This window comes from Gudongella sp. DL1XJH-153, assembly GCF_049310905.1.
Taxonomy (GTDB): domain Bacteria; phylum Bacillota; class Clostridia; order Tissierellales; family Tissierellaceae; genus Gudongella.
Window position 1 is genome coordinate 20,147 of the sequence record NZ_JBMEMN010000019.1, and the last position, 26,667, is coordinate 46,813.

28 protein-coding genes are annotated in these 26,667 nt (G+C 38.2%); 4 read left to right on the forward strand and 24 right to left on the reverse strand.

The window, feature by feature from the left end; genetic code table 11:
• Positions 1 to 60: 60 nt before the first annotated feature.
• The 9 genes from ACOEN1_RS08465 to ACOEN1_RS08505 form a co-directional block, all read right to left on the reverse strand.
• A complete protein-coding gene (locus tag ACOEN1_RS08465; RefSeq protein WP_422486450.1) occupies positions 61 to 1,470 on the reverse strand; it encodes a sodium-dependent transporter in 1,410 nt (469 codons plus the stop codon).
• A 177-nt stretch (positions 1,471 to 1,647) separates the two neighbouring features.
• Entirely contained in the window at positions 1,648 to 2,421 is a 774-nt protein-coding gene (locus ACOEN1_RS08470; protein WP_422486452.1) for a GNAT family N-acetyltransferase, read from the reverse strand.
• 14 nt (positions 2,422 to 2,435) lie between these two features.
• Positions 2,436 to 3,398, reverse strand: a complete 963-nt coding sequence (locus tag ACOEN1_RS08475; RefSeq protein ID WP_422486454.1) for a DUF697 domain-containing protein — start codon at positions 3,396 to 3,398, stop codon at positions 2,436 to 2,438.
• Between the two features lie 13 nt (positions 3,399 to 3,411).
• Complete coding sequence (locus ACOEN1_RS08480) at positions 3,412 to 4,269, reverse strand: NYN domain-containing protein (protein WP_422486455.1); 858 nt, start codon at positions 4,267 to 4,269, stop codon at positions 3,412 to 3,414.
• Positions 4,269 to 5,858, reverse strand: a complete 1,590-nt coding sequence (locus ACOEN1_RS08485; RefSeq protein ID WP_422486456.1) for an NAD(P)/FAD-dependent oxidoreductase — start codon at positions 5,856 to 5,858, stop codon at positions 4,269 to 4,271. The genes ACOEN1_RS08480 and ACOEN1_RS08485 overlap by 1 nt, the downstream gene beginning before the upstream one ends.
• 124 nt (positions 5,859 to 5,982) lie before the next feature.
• A complete protein-coding gene (locus tag ACOEN1_RS08490) occupies positions 5,983 to 7,290 on the reverse strand; it encodes a hemolysin family protein (RefSeq protein ID WP_422486457.1) in 1,308 nt (435 codons plus the stop codon).
• Positions 7,291 to 7,439: 149 nt separating this feature from the next.
• The gene (locus ACOEN1_RS08495; RefSeq protein WP_422486458.1) at positions 7,440 to 7,913 is read right to left on the reverse strand and encodes a ferritin family protein; all 474 of its coding nucleotides are present in this window, start codon (positions 7,911 to 7,913) and stop codon (positions 7,440 to 7,442) included.
• Positions 7,914 to 8,001: 88 nt separating this feature from the next.
• Positions 8,002 to 9,294, reverse strand: a complete 1,293-nt coding sequence (locus tag ACOEN1_RS08500; protein WP_422486459.1) for a DUF2254 domain-containing protein — start codon at positions 9,292 to 9,294, stop codon at positions 8,002 to 8,004.
• A 22-nt stretch (positions 9,295 to 9,316) separates the two neighbouring features.
• On the reverse strand, positions 9,317 to 10,018 hold the full coding sequence (locus ACOEN1_RS08505) for an FAD-dependent oxidoreductase (RefSeq protein ID WP_422486460.1): 702 nt from the start codon (positions 10,016 to 10,018) through the stop codon (positions 9,317 to 9,319).
• A gap of 224 nt (positions 10,019 to 10,242) precedes the next feature.
• Here ACOEN1_RS08505 and ACOEN1_RS08510 point away from each other — a divergent pair, with 224 nt between their 5' ends.
• Together ACOEN1_RS08510 and ACOEN1_RS08515 are read left to right on the forward strand one after the other, a co-directional pair.
• Complete coding sequence (locus ACOEN1_RS08510; protein ID WP_422486461.1) at positions 10,243 to 11,475, forward strand: MerR family transcriptional regulator; 1,233 nt, start codon at positions 10,243 to 10,245, stop codon at positions 11,473 to 11,475.
• A gap of 120 nt (positions 11,476 to 11,595) precedes the next feature.
• Complete coding sequence (locus ACOEN1_RS08515; protein WP_422486462.1) at positions 11,596 to 12,846, forward strand: MFS transporter; 1,251 nt, start codon at positions 11,596 to 11,598, stop codon at positions 12,844 to 12,846.
• A gap of 24 nt (positions 12,847 to 12,870) precedes the next feature.
• On the opposite strand, the gene ACOEN1_RS08520 is transcribed toward ACOEN1_RS08515, so the two are convergent.
• On the reverse strand, positions 12,871 to 14,187 hold the full coding sequence (locus tag ACOEN1_RS08520; RefSeq protein WP_422486463.1) for a pyridoxal phosphate-dependent aminotransferase: 1,317 nt from the start codon (positions 14,185 to 14,187) through the stop codon (positions 12,871 to 12,873).
• A 229-nt stretch (positions 14,188 to 14,416) separates the two neighbouring features.
• On the opposite strand from ACOEN1_RS08520, the gene ACOEN1_RS08525 reads away from it, so the two are divergent.
• Entirely contained in the window at positions 14,417 to 15,034 is a 618-nt protein-coding gene (locus ACOEN1_RS08525; RefSeq protein ID WP_422486464.1) for a metallophosphoesterase, read from the forward strand.
• Positions 15,035 to 15,055: 21 nt separating this feature from the next.
• Positions 15,056 to 16,063: a hypothetical protein gene (locus ACOEN1_RS08530; RefSeq protein ID WP_422486465.1), complete on the forward strand. Its 1,008-nt coding sequence runs from the start codon at positions 15,056 to 15,058 to the stop codon at positions 16,061 to 16,063.
• A gap of 33 nt (positions 16,064 to 16,096) precedes the next feature.
• Here the strand turns inward: ACOEN1_RS08530 and ACOEN1_RS08535 are convergent, their stop codons facing one another.
• From ACOEN1_RS08535 to ACOEN1_RS08600, 14 genes are all read right to left on the reverse strand, one after another.
• The gene (locus ACOEN1_RS08535) at positions 16,097 to 16,294 is read right to left on the reverse strand and encodes a hypothetical protein (protein WP_422486466.1); all 198 of its coding nucleotides are present in this window, start codon (positions 16,292 to 16,294) and stop codon (positions 16,097 to 16,099) included.
• A gap of 50 nt (positions 16,295 to 16,344) precedes the next feature.
• Positions 16,345 to 17,349, reverse strand: a complete 1,005-nt coding sequence (locus ACOEN1_RS08540) for an ABC transporter permease (RefSeq protein WP_422486467.1) — start codon at positions 17,347 to 17,349, stop codon at positions 16,345 to 16,347.
• Positions 17,350 to 17,362: 13 nt separating this feature from the next.
• Complete coding sequence (locus ACOEN1_RS08545; RefSeq protein WP_422486468.1) at positions 17,363 to 18,478, reverse strand: ABC transporter permease; 1,116 nt, start codon at positions 18,476 to 18,478, stop codon at positions 17,363 to 17,365.
• Positions 18,479 to 19,333 (reverse strand): ATP-binding cassette domain-containing protein, encoded by an 855-nt coding sequence (locus ACOEN1_RS08550; RefSeq protein WP_422486469.1) that lies wholly within the window; start codon positions 19,331 to 19,333, stop codon positions 18,479 to 18,481.
• Between the two features lie 31 nt (positions 19,334 to 19,364).
• Positions 19,365 to 20,567 carry an efflux RND transporter periplasmic adaptor subunit gene (locus tag ACOEN1_RS08555; protein WP_422486470.1) on the reverse strand — a complete coding sequence of 401 codons (1,203 nt, stop codon included), beginning with the start codon at positions 20,565 to 20,567 and terminating at the stop codon, positions 19,365 to 19,367.
• A 52-nt stretch (positions 20,568 to 20,619) separates the two neighbouring features.
• Positions 20,620 to 21,237, reverse strand: coding sequence for a TetR/AcrR family transcriptional regulator (locus ACOEN1_RS08560; protein WP_422486471.1), 618 nt, complete (start codon positions 21,235 to 21,237; stop codon positions 20,620 to 20,622).
• A 177-nt stretch (positions 21,238 to 21,414) separates the two neighbouring features.
• Positions 21,415 to 21,984, reverse strand: coding sequence for a chromate transporter (locus tag ACOEN1_RS08565; RefSeq protein WP_422486472.1), 570 nt, complete (start codon positions 21,982 to 21,984; stop codon positions 21,415 to 21,417).
• Positions 21,981 to 22,526 carry a chromate transporter gene (locus ACOEN1_RS08570; protein WP_422486473.1) on the reverse strand — a complete coding sequence of 182 codons (546 nt, stop codon included), beginning with the start codon at positions 22,524 to 22,526 and terminating at the stop codon, positions 21,981 to 21,983. Before ACOEN1_RS08570 ends, ACOEN1_RS08565 begins: the two co-directional genes overlap by 4 nt.
• 199 nt (positions 22,527 to 22,725) lie before the next feature.
• Positions 22,726 to 23,199, reverse strand: a complete 474-nt coding sequence (locus ACOEN1_RS08575; RefSeq protein WP_422486474.1) for an ASCH domain-containing protein — start codon at positions 23,197 to 23,199, stop codon at positions 22,726 to 22,728.
• Positions 23,200 to 23,317: 118 nt separating this feature from the next.
• Positions 23,318 to 24,130, reverse strand: coding sequence for a MetQ/NlpA family ABC transporter substrate-binding protein (locus ACOEN1_RS08580; RefSeq protein ID WP_422486475.1), 813 nt, complete (start codon positions 24,128 to 24,130; stop codon positions 23,318 to 23,320).
• Positions 24,131 to 24,144: 14 nt separating this feature from the next.
• The gene (locus tag ACOEN1_RS08585; RefSeq protein ID WP_422486476.1) at positions 24,145 to 24,819 is read right to left on the reverse strand and encodes a methionine ABC transporter permease; all 675 of its coding nucleotides are present in this window, start codon (positions 24,817 to 24,819) and stop codon (positions 24,145 to 24,147) included.
• Complete coding sequence (locus tag ACOEN1_RS08590; RefSeq protein WP_422486477.1) at positions 24,812 to 25,612, reverse strand: ATP-binding cassette domain-containing protein; 801 nt, start codon at positions 25,610 to 25,612, stop codon at positions 24,812 to 24,814. The genes ACOEN1_RS08585 and ACOEN1_RS08590 overlap by 8 nt, the downstream gene beginning before the upstream one ends.
• 206 nt (positions 25,613 to 25,818) lie before the next feature.
• On the reverse strand, positions 25,819 to 26,031 hold the full coding sequence (locus tag ACOEN1_RS08595; RefSeq protein ID WP_422486478.1) for a helix-turn-helix transcriptional regulator: 213 nt from the start codon (positions 26,029 to 26,031) through the stop codon (positions 25,819 to 25,821).
• On the reverse strand, positions 26,032 to 26,367 hold the full coding sequence (locus ACOEN1_RS08600) for a DUF3796 domain-containing protein (protein WP_422486479.1): 336 nt from the start codon (positions 26,365 to 26,367) through the stop codon (positions 26,032 to 26,034). It lies immediately after the preceding gene.
• Positions 26,368 to 26,667: the final 300 nt, after the last annotated feature.

Genomic DNA, 26,667 nt, shown 5'->3' on the forward strand with positions numbered 1-26,667 from the left:
ATTTATTAAAAAAAAGCTCATGCTTCCCAAACGGGAAGCATGAGCTTGATTTTTTTCTTATTATAGTTTCTTTGAGAATATTGCAAGTACTACAATAACTGCAAGACCGAATAGCATAAGTCCAGTCTGCTCTATTGACATAATACCCATTACAGCAACAATTGCTATTGCTACTGGTATTACATACTTGACAAGATTGTACCAAACATTGAAAAGACCAAACTTAACTGTTCCACCGTTTGTAATCTCATCTTCAAGATCCTTCTTATCCATAAACCAACCAACGAATACCGCAAGCAACAAACCACCTATTGCAAGGAATATCTTGTCAGTAAGAATATCAAAGAAGTCGAATATTCCAACTCCGAACAAAGTGAATCCAGACATAAGTCCCAATGAAAGTGATGAAAGAATTCCTGTTACAACCATGATTCCTCCGGCTGTGTAAACTGATTTCTTTCTTTCCCATCCTCTTTGGTCTATTAGGTATGCTGTTACAACTTCAAGAAGTGATACTGATGAAGTCAAGGCTGCAACTGCAAGTGCAAGGAAGAATATTACTGAGAATAGAGCTCCTATTCCACCCATTGCTGCAAATATCTGTGGTACAACTACGAATACAAGTCCTGCTCCTACAGCTGGCTCCATGCCAAATGCAAACAATGCTGGGAAGATTGCAATACCTGCTAGCAAAGCTACACTTGTGTCCATAACTGTTACTATCAATGCATTGCTTGGAAGATTCTCTGACTTGCCAAGGTAACTACCGTAGGTGATCATACAGCCCATACCAAGTGAAAGTGAGAAGAAAGCCTGACCAAGTGCTGCAAGGTAAGTTGCTCCTGTAACCTTACTGAAATCTGGCTTGAAGAGGAAGTCAAGACCCGCTCCTGCACCAGGAAGTGTTACACTTCTTGCTGCAATTAGAATCAATAGTACGAACAGTGTAGGCATTAGTACCTTACCAGCCTTCTCTATTCCACCAGCGATTCCTTTTGCTACGATAGCAATGTTCATAGCCAGGAATACAAGCATCCATATTAGTGGCTCTATAGGATTTGTGATAAACGCTCCGAAAGCATCTCCTATTGCTGCTGGATCTGAAAGAAGACCTGTAACTGACTTAAGTATATAAGCCAACGCCCATCCACCAACTACTGGGTAGAAGCCCATTATAAAGAATGCACTTAGCACTCCAAGAACTCCTGCAAATGTCCAGTTTCTATTAATGGATTGGTAAGCTCCAACTGCTGATAGCTCAGTTCTACGTCCAACGGCGAACTCTGAAATCATGATACTGATTCCGATTATTAACGCGAATGCCAAATAAATTAGAATGAATGCACTACCACCGTTTTCTCCAGCCATGTACGGAAATCTCCAGATGTTACCTAGACCTACCGCTGAACCGGCCGCTGCCATCAAGAATCCAATTCGGGATCCCCAATTTTCTCTTTGTTTGTTTTCCATCAAATATTCCCTCCTTTAGTACGTTAATGATGCGCGTATTTCACATCTTAATAATTATAATAATACAAAAGGAGTAATTTGTCTAGTTTGAATTTACAGATAATTAAGAAATATTAGTTAATTCTTTAACAATGTGCATTGCAAAACCTCCATTATTTGATAATGGAGGTAGATTATTTAATGTTTCAAGTATTCCATTATGGTCTCAAACTCTTTAAATCCAAGCCTTTTGTATAGGTTTCCAGCATCAGGTGATTCGTATTCAAGATACAGAGTCTTTCCTTCTGCCTGTAACTGTTCAATTGAATAACTCAATATTTTTGTTCCATATCCATGATTCTGTTGATTAAGTCTTGTAGCTACGCCTACTATAAGGGCACTATCCTCCTGTTCGAAATCAGTTTGAACTACAGATACAAGTCTGTTTTCTTCAAAAAGCCCAAACGCTCTCCCTCTACCTGTTTTCAATTTGTTTTCCATCACTTCTTCTGATGCAAAGGACTTGAATACTTCAAGATAGATTTCTACAACCTGGCTCAGATCATCTATCTCCAGTCTTCGTAATCCAGAGGTGTCTGTCTTTACTGTTTGAATGGGATAAACAAGCTCACACAGATATGTAAGGGGGCTTCTCTCCCTGAAAATGTTTTTCTGCTCAAGCATTTTTGTAGATGTGAGAGGCCCTATCAGCTTATTAAATTGAAGTTTTTGTATAAAATCCGCCATTTCATCTATATCATAGTCCCCTTCAGAGAAAAATTTTACGGTACCTGATAATCTATGAAAAAGATAGCTTGAAATAGTCCCTTTCCCGTTTCTTTGGACATAAATATCCTTATAGACAGGTTTTCTTGTTAACAATCCCAGAAGATTGAAGTAGTTTTCAGGAGTGTGCTTCATTAGCTCAGGTATTAAAGACTGCCATTTTTCCTTCTCCAGTTTTTCAATCATTTAATCACTCCTGCCTAGAATTTAAAGGTGCTTTTCATTGTATTCCTGGCTGCTCTTGTTGCACCTTTGCTAAAAGCCTTCAATATTATCACTGTGTTATCCTTCATAACTGAACCAAGCATTGATAATGCCTCAATTGTTGCACTTCTTCTAAGACTTTTCCTGTCTGGCTTTGTTAGTGTGCTAAGATATCTTTGTGTTATGCATCCAACTCTCAAGGTCAAGAGTGCGTTTACTGACCCCTCAGTAATTGAATTAACGACAATAGTTGTCACGGTAACAGCTCCAGGTACCAGTGTTGCCATTCCTCCACCCAGTATCGAAGCTACCAGGGGTTCAATCTGTTCATCAAGCAGATCCAGGTCTTCTACTCCTCTTGCCATAAGAACAGTTGCAGCCACATTTCCATACAAGACAAGCATTCTATTGAGTGATGGTCTTGTTTCGTACAATGTTGCCAGTTCCCATACCATTTTGGTAAGTGCACCCAGTACAAAGAAACCATCAAGTACTCCATTTTGGGAAATAGCTGTAGTCAGGAATACACCAGTGGATTTCTCCTTTATGGATGTTCTTGCTTTTTCATCCAGTATTCCATAAGCCCTGAGAATTTCTTCCTTTAAATCCTTCTCGCCGTCAAATTCAAAATTCTCTTGCTTAAGGTACTTGTTCCTGGTCAAACTCTTTCTGGTCCGCTGCAGGTATTCCTTAAACTCTTCAGACTCCTCATCCTCCGGTAGTTCCATCCCCTTGTTATACCTTAAAAATCCCAACAAGGGCATCAGAAGCAAGGAAGCAAAAAGTACGATTAACAATACCAGTGTTATATTTCCAAGCATGGGGTTGATTGAACTCATAAAATTAACTATTTGAACAGTCTGATTAAAGATTATTACCAGTAATAATATGAGAAGTCCGACTCCGATCTTGACCCCTATTTTTGCTATCCCCTTTAAAAAATCCTGATTGTTTTCCATGGCTTATCTCCTACTATGTTTTCTTTCTTTTTTTATAGCTTCTCTTGCTTTTTTCCTGGGTGATTTCGGGCTTTTCTTCCTCATTATCACTTTTTAATGCCACCCACATTGCTGTTCCGCCTTCCTTGTCCTTTTCAATTTGTAGAAAATCCATCTTCTTCAGGAATTTTGATAGCTTTGTATCTCCATAATTTCTTACATCAAAATCTGGATATCTCTTTGCCAGTCTATTCCCGATTTCACCCATATTCATTCTCTGATCCGTTGCATCAGCTTCATTGAGCATCTTCTTTATAGCCAATTTTATTACATTTATATCAGTCATACCCTTCTCAGTTTCATCGAAGGCGCTACTCTGCTCTTTCTTTTTTTGCTGACCATTGACTTTCTTTGCACCAATTTCTCCATAATCCTGCATTCCCATTGTCTGCTTTTCAGATTCAGCCAACACATCCAGATACTTGAACAGATTACAAGATGCAATAAATGGTTTGGGGGTTTTTCTCTCTCCCATACCAATTACCATCATTCCAGATTCCCTTAGTCTTGATGAAAGCTTTGTAAAATCACTGTCGCTGGATACAATGCAATATCCATCAACATAACCAGAATATAAAATATCCATGGCATCTATTATCATTGCCGCATCTGTTGCATTTTTGCCCACAGTATAACTGTATTGCTGAACAGGTGTCACTGAATTCTCCAGAAGCACTTCCTTCCATGCAACTGTATTTGGCTTGGTCCAATCCCCATATATTCTCTTGTAGGTTGCCACACCATAGTTGGCCGTCTCATCAAGAATATACTTGATGTACTTTGACGACACATTATCGGCATCAATTAATACTGCAAATCTTTTTTCTTCCATTATCCAATCTCCTCTTCTTCCTCAATTGATTCAGCTATTCTGATCCCATCTACTGCTGCGGAAATTATCCCTCCCGCATAGCCAGCTCCTTCTCCCGTTGGATAGATTCCACTTATATTTGATTGATGCTCTTCTCCCCGAACTATCCTGATTGGAGATGAGCTTCTGGTTTCAACTCCTGTCATCAAAGCATCCGGATCAGCGAAGCCTTTAAGTTTCTTGTCAAAATCCAGAATCGCTTTTCTTAAGGTACTTGTTACATATTCAGGCAAACAAAGTCTTAAGTCCGTCATTTTTACGCCCGGTCTATAACTGGGTGATACACTTCCGAAATCGGAGGATGGTCTCCCCTCCAAAAAATCACCTACTCTTTGTGCCGGTGCAAGATATCCTCCTCCACCTTCCTGGTAAGCCTTCTTTTCCCACTCTCTCTGGAAATATACCCCTGCCAATGGGTGGTCACTGTTGAAGTCTTCTGGTCCAACATTTACCAAAAGCGCTGCATTGGCATTTTGTCTGTTCCTTGCATGCTCACTCATTCCATTGGTGACAAGCATCCCCTCTTCTGATGCTGCTGCAACTACTGTCCCCCCCGGACACATACAGAAGGTATATGCTGAACGGCCTCCATCAAAATGGCCTGCCAGCTTGTAATCAGCGGCTCCCAGTCTGGGATGCCCATGGCTCTGACCATATTGTGCCAGGTCTACCAATTTCTGAGGATGCTCGATCCTTACGCCTATGGAAAAGCTCTTTTGTTGAATATTTAATCCTTTGTCATACAGCAATTCAAATGTATCCCTTGCACTATGACCCAGGGCCAGTACCACTTTGTCTGTGACTATACTGTCCTGGTTGTTTACAATTACAGCCACAATTTTTCCGTCCCTAATCTCCAAACCTGTCATTTTTGACTGGAATCTTACCTCTCCTCCCAGAGAAATAATCTTCTTCCTTAAATTTATAACAACTCTTCTAAGTATGTCTGTTCCTATGTGTGGCTTGTTTACATACAAGATATCCTCAGGGGCACCCGCCTCGACGAAATACTCCAAAACCTTTCTTGATCTGGGATCATTTGTCATGGTTGTAAGCTTTCCATCCGAAAATGTTCCTGCTCCACCTTCTCCAAACTGAACATTGGATTCTGTGTTTAGAACTCCCGTATTCCAGAACTCCCTAACATCCTTAACCCTTTCTTCAACCTTCTTGCCTCTCTCTAGAAGGATTGGACTATAGCCCATCTCGGCTAGAACCATTCCTGCAAACAGTCCCGAAGGTCCCGTACCTACAATAACTGGTCTGGCTCCATTAATATTTTCTTTTCTCAGGTATTGCCTATCCTCGGCAGTTGCTTGAGATACGCCTTTCTTACCGTGACGCTTCAGAATCTCCCTTTCATTTACTGCATTGAAATCTATTGAGTACACAAAGGTAATATTGTTTTTTCTCCTGGCATCCACTGATTTTTTCCAAATTTTCCAGGATACTATATCCGTTTCCCTGATCTTAAGTTTTTTTGCTATTTCTGAAGCTATGGTAGACTCATCCTGATCAAGACTCAGCCTTATCCCAGCAATTCTCAACATACAATCCTATCCTCTCATGTCAGTGTTGTTCTCTTTTGTTCTATTTTACAGCAATAATCAGCTTAAGTCCATCAAAAGCCCCTTGCCCAATGACTCAATCTTCTTTTGATTGAGACTTTTTGAATCATATCTTTTGTATTATGACTGTTCTAATCCTCTTCTCCTCTATCAGCTGGATCCTAAATATGGCTCCACTAACTACAACCTCAGGAGTTTCGCCATCATCTGGAATATATCCCAGCTGATCGATAAGAAATCCTCCCAAAGTATCGTAATCCTCGTCTTTTTCATCCAGTTCCAGCCCTATTCTACTGTTGAATTCCTTGATTGAAACCGATCCCCTTGCCATAAACAAGTTTTCCTCAATTACTCTAACATCAGGATCGTCCTGATCATATTCATCGTCAATATCGCCCACTATTTCCTCAATAAGGTCCTCCATTGTAACAAGACCAGAAAATCCCCCGTATTCATCAATAAGAATAGCTATATGCTTTCTGGTTGTTTTTAACTCCATAAACAAATCATTTATGTTCTTTCGTTCAGAAACAAAATATGCTGGCCTTAAAATCTCCCTTACATCTACATTGCTGAATCCTTTGTTGTAGGCTTCCAATAAATAATCCTTAAGGTAGAGGATTCCGATTATATTGTCTATATCTTCCTCAAAAACAGGTACCCTCGAGTGCTTGAGCCTTAAAAACTCATCTATATATTCTTCAGGTGGATCATCGACATCAATTGCAAACACTTCAGTCCTTGCAGTCATTATTTCTTCTGCCAGTTTGTCATCGAAGGTTATTACACTACGAATCATTTCACGTTCCACCGGATTGATAAACCCCTGCTCGTGACCAACTTCAACCATGGACCCAATCTCTTCAAGCGTTACCTTCTCCTCAACGCCCTCCTTACTTATACCTATGATTCTCAAAACTGTATTTGTAGACACGGACAAAAATGAAACAAATGGTCGCATTAGCTTTGCAACCAAGCTGATCGGCTTAACGGCAAACATGGCAAACCTTTCTGCGGATCTTAAAGCAATCCTCTTAGGTACCAGCTCTCCAAAAACCAGCATTATATATGACAAGACAAGGGTTATAGATATAAATGCTATATTCTGGCCAAAAGGAACGCTGAGTCTGTCAAGAGTATCTCCCAGCCTTGCTGATATGCTCACAGCAGCCGATGCAGATGAAAAGAAACCTGCTAGTGTTATACCAACCTGTATGGTGGAGAGAAATCTAGACGGTTCCTTGAGAATATCCACAAGCATCCTGGCTTTTTTGTCACCGGCATCTGCCTTTCTTGATAGTTTTATTCTGTCAACAGATACCATTGCCATCTCAGATGCAGCAAAAAAGGCGTTCACCATTGTAAGTACTAGAATCAATATTAATTTTCCGACTATACTTGCATCATTTTCCAATTACATCAATCTCCCCTCTGCTTCTAAGGATTTGATACCCTCGAAATGCATAAAATAAGCAATGGAGTAATTTACAACAAAAAACGTGTCAGAAATTCTCCAACACGTTTTTTGCATTTAGCAATTAAATAACATATTTAGATTGTTCTCTACAGTCCCAAAGATCTAAGAGTACCAAAGTTCATTCTTTCTCTTACCTGCTGTAGATGAAGCTTCTCTTCCCTAAGTATTACTTTCATTTCCTTCTGAGCAATATCGGGATACATCTCCATCATCTGATGAACGAACAAAATACCGTCTTTCTCCATTCTTTCCGCCATCTCCAATGAATCCGAGAATTTCTTTTCCTTGTCGAACTCGTGTTTTTGATTGATATTTTCATCAATCAGTGACTTGGTGTACTCTATCTCCTCCTCTGAGAATTCTCTGTTCATATCTCCACCGTGTTTTTCAAGCAACTTGGAATACATCTTATTATGCTTGTCCTCTTCCAATGACAATCTTTCAAAAAGTGCTTTTGACTTCTCATCAGGTGCGATTTTTGCCATTTCAGCATAATATTTTGAAACTTCTTCCTCCATCTTTACAAAAGTTGATAATATTTGCTTACCATCAAAATTCATTCAATTCACTCCTTTCACTTGTTAACTCCTTAAATTAATAATACTCCGTAAATGCTAATTTTACAAGTCTATATAATCATTTTAAATATTACTCTGTTACAATATCAATAATTTCATTCTTCTCTTTCTCCAAAATGTTTAGATCATAGCCCTTGCCATGTGTTTTTTCAAGTTCATTCCAAATATATTGGAGATAGTCGTCTATAGCTGCCTTGTTTTTTGATGATGCCTTCTCAGCAGTAAATCGCATTGACTTTAACAAAGCCTTCATAACAGAAACATCCTCTTTACCGTAATGGATGATCTGGTGGTATGATGAATTAAGCTGCCTTGAAAAATCAAATACCTCAAAAGCTACCTTTGGATACTCTTTATCATCCCTATACATAAGATAACCACCTTCAAGACGAGCAATTTTACCCATCAAAACCCCCATTATCCTAAGGCAATGGCTTGCTGTATTGGGATCATTAATCCCGGTAGATATTGCTCTTAAGGCTATTTCGACTATCTTCTGTATTGTAAAATTAAAATCCTGCATTTCTGATTTTTGTTTTCCAATTGTTAAACAGTCAAGAAGTTTATCTATGGACTCTTCATCAATTTTAACCTCCTCCTCAAAGAAAATTGAAAATAACACTGATTCATTAGTTACAAACTGGCCGTTAAGCTTTTCAAGTAACAATATTCCTTTTATGTCTTGTACTGTTCTGTATATCTCATTATGATCAATAAGCTGAATATAACCCTCCTCTTTACTTTTTATTCTTATAATCATATCTTCTCTTCCCCAAGTTGATTCATCAACCAGCTTGCCCTTTTCAAGAAGAGCTTTATATTCGTCTATTTTTTTCTCTGCATCCCGTTGAAGTCTGTTGATTAGATTATTAGTCTGAATATATGATCCAACATGTTGAATATACATAGTGAACTGAATCAAGCATACAATTGCATATACAATACCTATAGTTGCAGAAACAACAAGTTGTTCCCCAATAGCATTTCTCATAAACAACATAGTTACAATTGAATATATAAATCCTCCCATAAAGACTCCAGTTGTTTTCATGGTGTCATCATCAGACAGAAAATTTTCAACCGTTCTCGGTCCAAATTGTGCTGAGTATGTTGTAAGTACAATCATTGTTGTGGAGAATGTAAAGGTAGTCATGGTTATAAGTGAAGCTGCTATTACTCCTAATATATCTTTAGAGAGTCCTGTGCTGGTCATAAATAATACAGGTACAAATTTATAAAAAGCTATGAACCTTCCAGAATCAGACATACCTATTACTACAGCTCCTATAAATGACAATGAGCTTATTATAGCCGGATATATCCATACGCTTTTCCTGAATTTAAGTATTATTCTCTGCAACATGTTATCCTCCCAAAATTATGTCTTATTCATAACCAATAAAGTTATCTGTTTTAATATTTTCCTTCTCTACTCCTAGACTCAACAGCTTCCCGGTTATAGCCTTATTCATTCCTGGAGTACCTGATATCAAGTAGTCTGAATTGTTTCCCATATCATTGGCAAATGATTCAATCTCCTCCATAAACTCATTTCTGTCTGAAATAAGCTTTAAATGGAGTCCGTCGTACTTTTTATTCAGCCATTTCAAAGTATCTTCGTAAGCAAATGCTCCTCTGTCATCCGAATAAAGAACCCTTAGATCAACAGGGTTTATACAATTGAAGTCCATGTCCTGAAGAAGTGCTCTTATTGGAGTTATTCCAATTCCCCCTGCCAATAAACATATCGGCTTGTTAAAGTCCTTAATCCTGAAACGCCCCTGTGGATCCTCCGCAGTCATCTTGTCTCCGGGCTTCAGCTCCAGAAGCTTCCGCTTGCAGTCAGTTGATTCATCTGTAATTCTTGTTGAAAACATTACAAAATCTTCTTCCACGATGGATGCAAAGCTAAATATTCTGTAATTCTTGTCCCCCTCTACTTTGCACTCCAAGTTCCTAAAAATACCGTGTTGACCTGGTTTCCAATTGAGATCTGCTGGTTTCTCAAAGATAAAGGAATATATTTCTTCTGTTTCCATGATCATTTTTCTAAACACCATCTCATAACTCTTATTAAGCTCTGACATTGAAAACACCTCCATTGTACAACTAATCAATAGTCCGTCTCCTTTGACCCCTCAATGTGTTTATACCCTTATTTTTTATATTATTTATTGTTTATCACATAAAAATGAAATTTTTCCCATAAATTCATGATAATCGAAATACTTTCATTTTTTTGAATAAAGTATGTATTAGCATTGAAATATTGATATAATCAAATCAATAGTAGATGTCAGGAGTGATTTATGTGAAAATAGGTGAATTTGCAATTGAAAACAAAACCACTATTGATACCATCAGACATTATATGGATCTTTCATTATTAACGCCTGATAAGAAAGGCTCCTTCTATGAATTCGACAAGAATTGTCAAGATGATTACAACTCAATAATTGCTCTTAAGCAAATTGGATTTTCCCTTGCAGAAATTCAGACCCTGATAATCTTTGAAAGAATTGGGAGACATACTGGATACAGTAGAAGAGAAACCTATAGAGCATTTTTTGAGAACAAAATGAAATGGATAGATGCTGAATTGGAAAGACTCCAGGATATGAAGAGCAAGCTTCAGGCAACTGTCGACTCAATGCCTGATAAGTCTATTCGCAAGCAGGATAAGGCCGGAGTACCATTGAGCGTGCTGCCTCTTCTTTACTGCAGCAAATGCCAGAGCTCATATGTTCTATCAGAAGGTCACATTGAAAATGGAGAGATTATTACAGGGGAGCTTAAATGTTCCTGTTCAGAAACTCTACAGATCAAGGATGGAATACTATTTGGAAAGGATTTTCTTGACCCCGATTCTTGTGCTGATTTTGATGATTCCTTTGTTGAGGATTATGTTCAGACTACACACATAGATTATCTTAAGAATCTTCATTTGTCGCTTCAATGGGCAAGAAACAACTACCATTTCCCCAAATCGGAAAATGGAATAATCCTTGAACTGGGCTCCGGAAGAGGATTCTTCCTAAGAAACATGCTCGACCTGTTTCCCAAGCAGTCAATCTACATTGCTGTAGATTACAATCCCAACGCTCACAGATGGTTGAAAAAATCTTTGGCTGATGTGGTTGGTGATAAAAGAATACTCTACCTTTGTTGTGACTTCAGAAGAATACCTCTTAGACCTAAAACCGTTGATACTCTCGTAGATGCGACGGGAAGCTCCAACTTTGCTTTTGACAATAGTGATTTCCTGCTTGATTCCTTGATTCCACTTCTCAAGGAAGATGCAATACTCCATGGACAATATCTGGTATTCAAAAATTTTGCTCTTAATACAATGATTCCAGATTCTAGTAGAAAATGGTTTATTAAGGATGAACTTAAATCTCATATTCAAGGTCTAGGATTTAAACAGCTTAGCGAGCATGAAACATCTCCTATTTCTGAAGGAGGACCAAAGGAAAGTTTCTTTGTTAAAGGCGAGAAGATTTATAACTATCTTTACATCGGTAGACTGAAAATGAAACCATAAAGCATGGGGTTAACACCATGCTTTACTATTTTTTTTGCAGAATTTATTATAAATTCCCTATTGTGGTCGGGTTTACACCATATATTATACTTTCCATATAGCTAGGAAAGGAGAATTTATATGAGTGAGCTGGCAACAAAATATATTGAAAAAGGGGAACTTAAAAATATTGTACTTTTCTCTACAGGAAAATCAGTTTCGATGTTTGCATCCTCAATCTACAGCTTTGCAATAGGGCTTTATGTTCTTAATCTGACTGGTTCGGCACTTAATTATGCAACCACAATTATGCTTCATATTCTTCCAATGATTATTATGAGCCCAATAGCTGGAGTTCTTGCAGATAAGATCTCCAAAAGAAATCTAATTGTTGGTATGGACCTTGCCAATGGGGTCTTGTTCCTTGGACTTTATAGAATCAGCTTATCTGGAGGTTTGAATCTAACTACAATATACCTGACAACAATACTTCTTAGCATTTTTTCCAGCATATTCAACATCGCATTTGAAGCAGCAAAGCCAAATCTGGTAAAACCAGGAAAGCGTCTTAAGCTGAACTCAATCGGCAAACTGATTGATTCCTCAACATCCATTCTAGGTCCTGCCCTTGGTGGTGTGATGTTTGCTGTTATTGATATTCAATTATTCATACTGATAAACTGTGTTTCATTTTTCGCATCAGCTGTTTCAGAAATTTTTATCAACTATGAGTTTCATTCTGACCAGGCAAAGGATAGCAATCCGCCATTTGTTCCTCATATGGCTAGAGGTGCAAAGTACATGCTTCATTCCAAGGTTTTAAAAGAGGTCTTTATGCTGTTTGTAATACTGAATTTTCTTCTTGGGTTTTCAGTGAATGTACCTATGCCATATATCATAAACGAGCTGTTGAAGCTTCCACCTGAGCTATTTGGACTTATCAACGCCATGTTTCCAATTGGTCTGATAATCGGTACACTTACAATTGAAAAAGTTCTGGTGCGAAACTCATACTCAAGAATATTGATCTTTGCAACCTGCTTGCTGTCATTGCTGGCTTCAATTGTTGGCTTTCCTCTACTGGTTGAAAGCTCTGGAATACTGATGTATGGACTATATTTTTCAGCATTAAGCATATTGATGGGTATTGCCATATCATATGTTGATATTCCAATAATAACGATAATGCAGGATGAGATCCCTTCGAATCTAAGAGGTGTTGTATTTGGTCTTACCATGAGTCTGGTTAAGATTGTCCTGCCAATTTCCCTGCTGGTGTCAGGATATCTTGTAAATCATGTGCCAGTTATCCTTATATCAGTTATGGGAGGAGCATTGGCTATAATATATCCTTTACACCTTCTAGTCAAAAAAAACAGTCTACCTGATTGATCAGGTAGACTAAAATTACATTTTTTATCTTTGGGCTTCGAATTTTCTTAGAAGTTCCACAAACAACCCTGGAACCTTTGCCATGTTCTCTGGTGATTCAACAAAGGAGATCCTGAACTGAGTTGTTCCTGGATTCTCTGATGAATCCTTAACATCATAGAAACCTTTCATTGGAGCAACAAGCAGTGTAGTCTCCACTCCGTCAAGTTCAACTAATCCTTCCCCTGCACAATACAGGACGAAGTCAATTGAATCAAATCCTGGTTTTACAACGTTTCTTACATCTATTACTGAATAGATTGATGCATCCGGACTTGATACGATAAGACCAGGTTCCTTCTCAAGAAGACCATTTCTTACCTTGACAATCATATCCTTGTAGTAGTCTCTTTGCTCCTTGCACCATCCAAGGATGTCTTCCTTGCTTTCGTGTGCAAGTGCTCCGAAGATATACTGACCGATTACATTTGCACATAGATTTGCAGTGTATTCAGCGATTGATTTCTTGCTGAACTCAGCATTGTCTGAAATAACTGCACCGATTCTCAAACCACATGCATTCCAAACCTTTGAAGCAGTCTCAATGCTTATTCTTCTGCCTACGATTCCTGGTACCTCTTCTTCTGTCAATGCCCATACACTTATCAGATCCTTGTCTTCTCTATAATAAAGTTCTCTGTAAGCTTCGTCACCGATTAACCACATGTTATGCTTTACACATAATTTGGCAAGATCTACCAGTGTTTCATGATCATAAAGCTGTCCTGTCGGGTTGTCATATGGGATTACCAATAATCCGCCTGGGTTATTCTCAACTATCATTTCTTCGATATCTGACATTTCCGGTAGATTAAACTTGCCATCTTCTCCCATGTGACGCTTGATTGTAACTGTCTTTCTACCAACTCTTTGAGCAAATGACAAATAATTGGTGTATGCTGGGTCAATCATCATAAGTGGTCTTTCATTTTCTCCAGCTGGTCCGCAAACTCCAAGTATTACAAGCTCCATTCCAGATGATCCACCATCTGTTACCTGAACATTCAGCTTGCTGGTATCAAATCCTTCACTCTTAAGTATGTTTTTAAAGGCATCCTGAGCCTCCGGAGTTCCTGCTGTTCCTGAATATCTTATAACACCTTTTGAAAATGGACTTTCCGGAGCATCCAGGTTAAATAACCTCTTCATCATTGCTGGATTGGTTGGTAAAGATACATTTCCGATTCCAACATTGATTACTGCTTCGGGTTTCTTTTCTCTCTCGTCGTACTTCATTTGAGCTAATCTAACATCTGAAGGCTTCCTTGATTCAAAATGTGCTGACATAATTGGTTTACTCATTGCATAACTCCCTTTCATTTGTATTGTATTTTTCTTGACAATATTATTATGTAATTGTTAAATATTCTCCACTATTTTCATCATATCACATTAACATTTGCTCGTAAATACACTAAAGTATTCGATATATTCTGAATATTTTTTAATGGATATCATAAACAATATTGTTTTCAAGCAAAATATGGTATTAATCTTATGTTTTAATGTATAATTATATAGAGGTGTTTTTATGGCTAGTGTTCGAAGAATAATAAATTCCATACTGGGTAGAGTTCATATTGAAGTTGAACTCACAGATTCAGATAGATTGAGGCTATTGCATATTTCAGACACTCCCAGCACTCTGTATCCGGAGATCAAAAGAATAATCAAGGTTCTTAAACCTGATTACATTGTCCATACCGGAGATATTGCTGACGATATAAAGTTGCATATGCATCCCAGTTACCTGAACAGATACAAACATGAGGCTAGGAAGATGTTAAGGATTCTAAACTCGTCTTCTGCCAAGGAACTGTACCTTTCGTTGGGAAACCATGACAATCTTGAATTTGTTAAAAAGCATGCAGGAAGAATTCATGTCATTGAGGATAAGAAGCTACTCCAGATTGATGACAAGGCATTTGCTATTAGTCATTATTCTGATCACTTGTCAGATATTGAAGCAGATATTTATCTTTTTGGTCATGATCTTTCAATCGAAAGCCAATCCATTGGTGATAAAGTTTATCTTAACGGTATTTCAGCTATTCATCTGATTGATGTGGGAACTCTGGATATAGTGAAATTAAAATACCCAGCTGGTACGGACAACGAAAGACTAAAGAGGCGAAAAACGAATCTATAATTCCAAGAAGGGGATGGTTGTATGGTATCACTGGTAAGAAGTGGCCCCAGGTCATTACTGATAACTACATCTAGAAAAAGTGAACTTATTGATTTCCTTGAAGATGAATTTGGAGCGATTGTTGTTGAAATGGAAACAGTGATGAAAGAGAGTGATGAAAATCATACTATTGTCTTCCTTATTCGCTATGATAATGAGGAAAAGACCAAGTATACAAAAACCGATGCCTTGGTGGTATTTGTGGATCCACTTGTACTTGCCTGCAGGCTCCGTTCTTCGATTCGCAGCGGATTGGTTGAGACCCTAAGGTCGGGTCCTCAGGCATTGATTATGCGATCTGCAGGTAATCTTCAGGAGGTAGCAAACAAAGTAAAGGACGATTTAGGCGGTGAGCTTGCTTCTTACGATGATTGCAGCGATAATGGATTTGAAGACAGGACAATAATCGGTATAACCGACAAGCCTCTCTACAAGTCAATGACCGCTGATGACCTGCATCCTAAGTTTATTCGACTTGATGAGGATTATTTTAAAATTAAACAGGTGCTTAGGAGACACTCGATCAAGTACTTGAACCTTGGTGTTGGTTCCAAAGGATGGTCTAGTCTGGAGATTCGAATTTATGACAGTTTTGGTGCCTATGAGCTACATTATAAAAGATTGCTGACTGTTCTTGATTCTCTTCAGTTAGGTCTTTTAACAGGTGAATCCTGGTCCAAGGATCAACCGAGAGCCCTTTTGTTTATTGATGTCTACAGCATCCGTCTACTTACATTCTATTCTCCAGCTGAAATCAAGAAGATTCTATTTGGAATGGAATATCTGGAGGACGGTAGAAGAATAATTGACTATGATTTGTACCAGGATGGCAAAAAAATTCAATGGGCTTCCCTATTCCCAAAAGAAAAGAACCTGGATAAGAAAGCCAAGGCTGCAGAGGCCAGGACTGATTTGTATTCAAAGTTAAGTGAAAACACAAGGAAAGAATTGTTGGAAATTGAAAAGGAAATACTTAAGACAAGATATTAAAAGCTCTCCGTTTGGAGAGCTTTTTTGTGCTTCTTATCTTGTTATGAGCCAGATCCCAAGTACCAGGAATATAAGTGCCCAAATATAGAAAAATATTTCTGTACCCCTATCTCCCAGTACCTTCTTGAAAAGCTCAATCTTTTTCATGTTCCAAATCTTTTCAGGCTTTACAACAGCTATCACTACAACTGCTGCAGCATAAACAACTGCCAAAATACCCCATACTATCATAAGAACACCTCCCTTTATAATTAACCAGTTTACTATTTATGCAGAACCGGTTATTCCAGGCCTTTTCTAATTCTTGGTGCCAATAATATGAATACTACAACACTAATACCAAGGACAATCCCCGAATATCTGATTATGTCGAGCAAGGATCCGCTATTTGACAGCACCAGATTATTCCCCTTGTATGCCCAGTAGAATGGCACCCAATAGAAGAGAGGTTGCCATTTGTCAGCAAGAAGCTCAACCCCTGCAATACTACCAAAAAGAGGTAGAAACAGTAATTTCATATTACCTGCTGCTGTCATTACATCGTCGTTATTGACTCCCTCAATGAAGCCTACAAGCACGCTTATCAGACAAGTGGTTGCAACCATAAGAAATGCGTGGAAGTAGTTTATGTCCCTGAATCCAGTAATAAAGAGGAGTAAAAATGCACCTACAATCGGTATAAATACTCCTATCAGGCTTTTTCCAGCAATAAACCCAAGTCTGGATACAGGCGATAGGTTAATTGCACTTATTGTGTTATCGGTTTTTTCCTCCACAATATTTAGGGCAATTATCATTCCACCAAGTATGGATGTAAATATTATGGCAACATTTACCATGAGCTTCTTTAAAGGTGGTATATCCCTTCCATAATCCACTATCTCAGCTGTGGTGTCCTCAATCCCGATATCGTAATGGTCAAAGGCAGTTAGGTTTTTTACATAATCTACAATATAGTCAGGTTCGTTCCCCTGTCTCAGGATGAAGTACTCATCACCCTGGTCTGGAAGGACCCCGATTATATTGTCTCTTTTTATAACCCTTTTCTCAATGTCTTCAACAGTTTCAAGCACCTCTACCTTTGCAAATTGGCTGAAGTATTCCTCCTGCTGTGGATTCTCTCCCTCGAGAAGCACAATCTCAACTGTGGTGTCATTGATTCCTGGGGAGAATACATTGATCATTACAGCAAAAATAACCGGTACAACGATTATATATAGTGTTATAAAGTTCCTTACGCTGGTTTTCAAGTCCCTTTGAAATATTAAAAGTATTTTCCTGATCATTTATAACACTCCTTCACAGAGTCAGGGTCTTCTTGAATCTGTAATTCGCTAGGATAAAAATATCTATTCCCAAAACCGCAAAACCCAGGGAAGCGACCATAACATATGACATGTTCCCGTTTACTGATATTATTTCCTTGAAGCTCTGAAGCATCACGTAGCTTGGAATTATCTTGACCCAATCGGGATCCCAGCTTGGTGTAAAGTAGGATATGTTTGGCATTATCAGTATTACTATTACAATGTAAAGGGCTCCAAATGCCTGCACAATATCCTTGTAGTAGCTTGTTAGAAAAAGTCCCAGTGAAGCTGCGAAGAATCCTGAGGTGACCAGAAACAGTAGCATGACCGGATAATTTGGCTGCAGACCCATTATTGGTACGGTGACAATCAAGGTTGTTGCAATGGATGTAATGATTATAACGCCAATCTTGCTTAGCAGGTAATGCCATACTGAAGATGCTGTAACGGCATATGCCTTTATTATTCCCTCATCCTTGTCCAGGAAAATATATGCTGCAATTATGAAAAGACTCATCAGGCTTCCGTTAAAGGTAAGGAAGACTGGTATGACGTTCTCCCTGTCGCTTAGAGGTTCAGCATCCTGATAGATTGACCTTACAATAATATCGTCGGTGTAATTCTCAATTACATCATGCCCTGCCTTGCTGTTCTGGAAAACCAAAAGTAGATTCTTAAGCTTCTGGGTTTCATAACCCTGCAGGTAGTAGGTTTGAACAACTTGATTATTCTCGTTCACCCGTACATGCACAGCAGGTACCCTTTCTGAATTTGAGAATGCATTCAATGCTTCCATGCTGTTGAGAAGATATATTTCTGATTCCTCTGTTTCATACATTTCTGCTACATATATTGTGTCGTTTGCCTCAACCTCAACCAGCTGAGACATCTCATCCAAATCCTCTTCAAGCAGGTTGTCTTTTAGCCTTTCCCTGACAACATTTGGTAGGTCCAGGTAAATGTACTCCTTACCCTTGCTGTCGAAATTCTCAGGTACAACAAAGAGGAGTACCAGAAGAAGGACAATGGCCATGCCAAGCTCAATATAGAAATACCAGCTTTTTGATGACAGCTTCAACTCCTTAATAAAACTATACCATAGCTTCATTTAGACCAGACCCCTTCCCGTTACCTTGATGAATATCTCCTCAAGGGTTGCTTCCTTGGTATGCATGGTCTGAATATCATTGCTCCTTATGACTTCTATCAGCTTGTTCTTTTCCTCTTCAACCACAGTGGAATAGCTTTCCTTAAGCAGTTCGCCATCCTTGTAGTACTCAACCTCCACCAACTTTTCACCGTACTTAAGCTTAAGTTGCTTGGGTGAATCTATAAGTCTTATTTTCCCGTCCACAATAAATGCAACCCTGTCGCACAGCTCATCTGCAATATACATGTTGTGGGTTGTGAGAAATACAGTAACTCCCTTCTCATTCTGCTCCTTTATGATATCTTTTATGTTTGATGCTATGGCAGGGTCAAGTCCAGTGGTAGGCTCGTCCAGAAACCATATCTCAGGATTGTTTATCATTGATCTGGCAAATGTCAGCCTGTGCTTCATACCCTTTGAATACTCCCCGGCTTTTATTTTTTCCTTACCATCAAGCCCCACCATTCTGATCAGGTCCATTGGGTCCCTTGTCTCCACATCAAAAAGCTTACCGTAGAACTCAAGGTTCTCCAACCCTGACATCTTGTTGTAAACATTCGATTGTTCAAAGGACATACCTATCTTGTTGAACATCTTATTCTTTATTTGCTTGACATCGTATCCAGCCACCTCGACCTCTCCGTCTTGTAGCTGAAGCAGACCCACAAGTATATTCTGGGTTGTGGATTTACCTGCTCCAGAAGGTCCAAGGAAACCAAATATTTCTCCCTTTTCCACCTGAAAGCTAATATCTTTGACTGCATATTTTTCATCATTGCTGTATGAGTGGAAAAGGTTCTTGACCTTAATCATCCTATCCCTTCTTTCATTAGGACCAAGTCCTCTAATCTTCCCTGTAATTAAGAATTACACTTTCCCCTTCAGCCAATCCTTCCATTATCTCAATGCTATTCCCATCCTCAATCCCTGTTACGATTTCCCTTTCAACCGATTCTCCGTCCTGCAGAATCTCGACATAACTATTGCCATTCCTTGAATATACCGCTTCTTTAGGAATCAGTAGGGCTTCTTCAGATTCATCAACAATTATCCTTGTCTCCAACTCTACTCCATAGGGCAAGTCTTCAGTATTACCCGGAAGTTCAATCTCCACTGTCTGTCTATTTTCTTCAACTCCCAACTCTGACATGGTAATGAATGCCTTTGGATATACTCTACCAACCTTTAGATTATCAATGTCTATTCCAAGGTTCTGATCGATTATCAAAGCCCTCATATCTGGCTTGATCAGGAGAGCATCTTCAACCATGAAATCAATTAGCACGACCTTTGCTGACGGATCCTGTATCTCCAGAATCATTGAACCTGCCATGGGAACATCTCCAATAAAGGTATTCAGTTCTGTGACTATACCATCAATGTCTGAATAAATCATGGAATTTTCCCTGCTTTTCTCAAGGGATTCAAGTGTCAGAAGCAGAACATCTATTTCTGCTTCGTATCTCTTTCTCGTACTTCCTGAAACTCCTTTAATCAATTGATTATAGTTGTTCTGTGCAACCGCCAGACTGCTTTGAAGCTGTGCCAAATTATTCTGAGCCTGCTCCAGCTCCACCAGGGATACTGCTCCGTTATTGTAAAGCTCCTCAATCCTGTCCTTATTTTTTGTCGCAAGCTCAATATTTCCATTAATTCTTGCTATTTCAATTTTGGCGCTGTTTATTCTTTCAATATCTGTCCCCGACGCTGCATCAGAATATGTAGCCTCAAGGGCTTCTATTTGCTTCCTTACCTTTTGAATCTCAATATCCAAATTGTCTTCGTAGCTAATCAACAGCTGTCCACTATTTACGTGATCCCCCAGCTGGACATTCAAAGATTCTACTTTATTGGCACTGCTACCGTAGAATTTTCTAATGTTTTTGGAGCTTACTCTTCCAGTCTCCTGGACAAATTTCCCCACTTCTCCCTTTTCTACCTGGGCTGTGTTGTACCTTGTTCCAATGTTACCTGTTGTCAAGAAATAAAATATTCCCGCTGCCACGGCTGTAAATACAACCAATGCGACTACCAGTTTCATTTTCATGGCTCTCTTGTATGAAATAGTCCTAGACTAAAATCATACTCTCCTTCCTTTTTTATTTTTTGCTGCCTATTCCGTTCTTCATAAACTCAACATAGTTATCAATATTATAAATCATCTTTTCCAGAGTCAGGTCTTCATCCTGCTGAAAAACATCTGTATAGTGATTGAAAAGATAACTAACTATATTTATGACAAATTCCTTTGGTAAATCCTTTCTTAAGTCTCCATTTTCTATGGCCTTTTCTATCATTTTTCTAAGAATACTATCAGAATCTGTTCCCAGCACTTCAAATGCCTTATTGTAGATCTCATTGTTCTTTTCCTTCGAGAACATAATGCCTAATCGATGATATTTGGGATAAAGTTTTCCAAATTCAGCTCCCAATCTTGCCTTAAACATAAAGATTGAAAATATATCTGTCCCAATATCAGACTGGTCTATCTCATTTGATCTTTTTTCAATATATTCCCACTTTGCAGCCGCTGAATGCTTCAACAGATACAAATATAGGGCTTCCTTATTTTTTAAGTGATAGTAGAAAGTGCCTTTGCTTATGCCGGTATTCTTAATTATATTATTAAGAGAAGCTTCATCATAGGAGTTTTCAGAAAACTCATCCAAAGCGGCTTCTATAAGTTGATCTCTTCTTTCAAAACTTTTGGACTCCATGATTTGACTCCTTTCACTCTTTATAGACCTGCTGGTCTTGACCATGTGGTCTATCTAAATAATACTACTTTAATCCGCTACTGTCAAATACAGTTATGGCACAATTAAGATTAAGATTTTCAGTCCTATAAACACAAAGGATGAAGCTCTCCTTAAAGGAATGCTTCATCCTTAATTCTAATTTGCAAATCCAAATGCTATTCCAATAACTGCTGACAATGCTATGTAAGCTACCGGATGCTTCTTGAATCTTCTAATAAGATAAAAAATGATTCCGAAATACAGCACTTTCCTCCAATCAAACAAATCACCAATTACATTGGTGGTCTCGTATAGTTCAGTATTGAGTACCGCTATTCTCACTATTTCAACCCCTGCTGCTGCAATAAGTCCTGTTACTGCAGGCCTAAGTCCATAGAATACATTCTCAACAACTGAACTCTTTCTGAATTTTTCCAGATATCCTGATACGATTGAAACAATTATGATGGACGGAACAAGAAGTCCCAGAGTAGCCAGTACCCCTCCTAATATTCCTGCTACGTTATATCCAACATAGGTAGCCATATTTATGCCTATTGGACCAGGAGTTGACTCTGATATTGCAACCATGTCTGCAATAAATGATATTGAATACCAGCCTGTTGATTCTGATAGGTCCTGAAGAAATGGAATGGTAGCCATTCCTCCTCCGATTGTGAAGAATCCTATCTTTAAAAACTCATAGAATAATTTCGCATAAATCATCTAATAGCACCTCCTGCCACCTTTCTGGAAACAATACCAAAAATAGCGGAAGCAACTATAAGAACTATGGGTGACAAACCTGTTGCCATCATCCCCATGAATACCATTGCAAATACTGCAATTCCTGTCTTGTCCACAACTCCCTTTTTCCAGAGTCCGATTACAGAGTTTAGTATAAGTGCTGAAACGCACACTGCGATTCCTGCAAATGCATTTCTGACTATTGGATTGTCCTGAAAATTGCTTAAAAATGCCGCAATAAAAGTAATTATAAAAAGGCAGGGACCAACAATTCCAAGAGCTCCGGCAATGCCCCCTGGAATTCCTTTTCTTTCCTTGCCGATAAAAATTGCCACATTAACTGCTATTATTCCTGGTAGTCCCTGACTTACAGCATAATAGTCTATTATCCTTTCTTCGGTCATCCACTTCTTGTTGTCAACTATTTCTCTTTGCAAGATAGGCAGCATTGCGTAGCCGCCGCCAAATGTTACTCCACTCATCTTGAAGAAGGCTATAAATATCTCCCATAATTCTCTCATGTCCATCATCCTTTGTCAGTTAGTAAATTTGTTATCGCTGTAAACCAATGGCTCTTTTTTATTGTACAATATTTCCAGTCCAGTTGCATTGAATTTACTGATTTTATATCTATCCGTCAATTTATTTATGCTTTAGTTTATTGCATCAGTATAAAGCCCAGAATTCAACTCAATGAATTCTGGGCTTTCACTTTAATCATTATGGATAAACAACTTCAAATTCTTCAAATACAACCAATAAATCCTCGCTAAAATCAACTCCCAGGCTATCCGTGTCCCTTCCGAAAAAAGCGATGTGAGCTCGTCTCCAGTATTCCAATGATTTGTCTCCTTCGCCTTCAATCCTGGCATGCTCTTCAGTAATATCCTTGAAAGGAAGTATTGAGACCTTCTTATCCCTTGTTATACATTTCGCTCTTCCATCCCAATCTGTCAAAATGTTTAAACCACCTTCAGAAGGAACTTTTTCATCCTCAATCTCATACAACATATGCAGAGAAGCAGTCGCTCTCTTTGTTCCTTCCAAAACCAGCTCTATAAGTTCATTGGCATCCTTCTCATTATCACAGAAATGCCAAGACTCATATGTCAGTTTTGTTTCCTCGGGTTTTTCCCCAATTGACTCAAGGTAATCTTCCCACATATCAACTACTGATTTGTCTACATTCATCATGACCAACCTCCATATTTATTCTAGATTGTTATTATATATGAGGATCAAAGCAAAACAAAAATATTCGTCCCGAATGCTGTTCTGGGACAAAAAGGACCTTCCCTGGCGTCCTTTGTATTTAAAAGGCAGGATTGCTTGCCCAACTGTATTCGTCGATTAAGAACTGTCTTACTTCATCGCTGGTTATATGATTGATTAGAGCTTGTATTTTTTCACTGTCCTTGTTATCTTCCCTAGCTACAAGCGAAATTGCATATCCTTCTGTTACACTGTCCTCTTTCTCAACATATAATCGTTGTTCATCCCCAACCAGTTCCAGACTTCTTGCATAGGTTGGATACATTGTTGCAAGTCCTGATTCTGTGTATCTTTGTGCCAAACTTGTTAGTGGTACCTTATCATCTAGTTTTAGGCCTTTAGGATTGGTCTCAATGTCATCAATGGTAAGACCAGTCGTCTTATTATCCTTGAATGTCAGCAATTCAGCCTGTCCCAATAAATATAAGGCTCTACTTAAGTTTGTTGCATCATCTGGCAATGTTATGGTTGATCCCTCTGGTATATCTTCAACTGACTCATAGTCCCTTGAATACAATGCGAATATTGCATGATAAATCGGTTGAACAGTTACCAGATCTGAATTATTGGATTCATTAAACGACTGCAGGAAATAATCGTGTTGAATCATGTTTGCATCCAGTTCTTCGTTGTCCAGAAGATTATTCGGTGCCTGATAATCAGCAAATTCATGAATCTTGAGATCATATCCTTCTTCCTCTAAATCATCTTCTATCAGCAGCAAGATATCCTTCATGGGATAAAAAGCAACTCCCACATTAATTTCATTGTCCTCGGGGGAATCGTTTGAACTACATCCAATTACTGAAACACTCAATACAAATATTGTTAATATCAGTATTACCTTTTTCATATTCTCAATCTCCTTTATCTTTTGTCATACTTCTTAGCTATCAGATTTCCGGTTGTTTGCATAATATGAACGATTAAAATCATCACGAAGATGATAATCCACATTAAACTGTAATTGAAGTTGTAGTAACCTTCACTTATTGCAAGATAACCTAGTCCTCCACCACCTATTATACCCATTACTGTTGAATATGCCAGCAAGCTAATTGAAGTTGATGTAAAGCTCAATACCAGCCCTGATTGTGCCTCCTTCAGTAAAAAGTGTGTGAAGTATTGTTTTGTATTAGCACCCAGGGCATACGATGTTTCATAGATACTCTTATTCACATCCAGCATATCCTGTTCTGTGAATCGTGCAAATGTTGCAATTCCTATTAAGCTCAAAGGAATTTTTGATGCATCCACACCAAAACCAGTTCCTAGAATCATACGATTAAATGGTATTATCACTATTATGAATAGTATAAATGGGATTGATCGAATTATGTTTAGTACTCCTGATGTAGCAAAGTAGATAGCCTTATTCTTATAAATCCCATCTGATCGCGTTATAAACAGTACAAATCCCAATAAAACTCCTACAAAAAGTGTCAAAATCATTGCTGTCAGCATCATGTCAATTGTTTCATATAGGGATTTTAAAATTTCAGGCTTGAACATCTTGTATGTTTCAATGTATTTATCAATCATTTAACAGTGCCTCCTTGTAGGAAACAGGCTTTATATTTTTTGTTTTTAAAGACACGACATCGAAAATTCTGCCATTATCTATTATGGCCACCCTGTTGCACAAAGATTTGATCACTGATATATCATGTGATACCAGGACAATTGTAGTTTCAAATTTTTCGTTGATCTCATTTAACAGCTTCAATACCTCATAGCTCATCTTGTCATCAAGGGCAGAAGTAGGTTCATCACAGAATATAAGTTTTGGATTCGTCATCAATGTACGTGCAATGGCAACCCTTTGCTTTTGTCCTCCAGATAGGTTTCTCGTGTATGATTTTTCAAACTCAGCAAGACCGACGAAATCGAGTATTTCCCTTGCCCGTTCAATATTATGTTTTTTATCGCCTTTTCTTAATTTTGTTGGTAGGAGTACATTTTCAATTACATTTAGATTACCTAAAAGGTTGAAGCCTTGAAAAATCATTGATGTGTCCTTTACCAACTCATGTCTAGTTTCCCTGTTGAGAATTTTATCCATCAGGTATATATTACCCTCATCAGGTTCAATAAACCCATTCATAAGTCGTAAAATGGTTGACTTGCCACTACCCGTCTCTCCAACCAGCCCAAATATCTCTTTCTTTTCTATTTTAAGGTTGATATCATGTAGAACTCTTGATTCTTTGCCGTTTATATCGAAATTTTTCGATACATTTTCAAATCTAATCATATACTCACCTACCTGTATTGGTTTTAATAAAAGCAATGGGGACGGTTCCTTTTGCTTTAGTTTCTCTTTATCAAAAATCAAAAGGAACCGTCCCTACTGCTTTTGTCCAGTTTCTATTGTTGCCCCTCAGTAGGATATGGTAATACCCTGTCGGACTCTCTTGCCTTGCCATTCTTGGCATGTTATCACCCCGTACTTGTAATACCCTATTGTAGTGTTGTTAATCAAAATGAACCGTCCCTGCTGATTCTAATTCTAAGATTCTTGCTGGTGATATCTCATAGTTCCTAACTTACCTCTTCAAAGATAAAAACTTCTTCAATGGTGCTCTTTAGAGCCCTTGAGATCTTATAGGCAAGTATCAGTGAAAGATTATACTTGTTCTTCTCAATATGACCTATAGTCTCTCGACGAACATCAACCATGTTAGCCAACTGTTCCTGGGTTAAGTCATATCTTGCTCTTAGCTCTTTCATGCGTGACCTGATTACAATCTTCATTTAAAGGTCACCTCTTCTTTCATAGACATAGAAGGATATAATAAAAGTCATGAGTTGGACAAAAAAGATGCCTCCAATAAACAGGGCAGCTGTTTCTAGTGTTCGCAGAATGGATATAGCCGCAATGGCAATTATTATGCCAACAAAGGACACTACAAAAGCGTTCAGTCCAGCCTTAGCAATATTTATTTTGAACATCTCGTCATTTCGGATCTGCCCCCAGGCAAAAAAGGCAAAGGCACCAAAGAACCCAAAGAATCCATAATTACCTGTAGGTATCCCTAATAAACCTATAAACCCCAAAAATCCTAAAAACCTTAAATTGTTTTTTTTCATTATAAATACCTCCCTAAATGTGTTTTTTGCATAACTTATTGTTATTTTTAACTATCTTTATGTTATAAATATATAACATTTATGCTCAGAAAGCAATACTAATATAGATTTTTTTCAAAAAAATAACCTCCCTTTTGCAAGGAGGTGTGTGTTTAATTAATCCTATGATATTTTATCAAGTCACGGTTAAAATAATCTGCACTTTATAACATTAAAAAATGTCCCGTTTCTAAATAATAGTATAAATGGTCTTCTTGGATTCGTTCATAACCATATTTTCGCATACTCTGCTAAACTTTT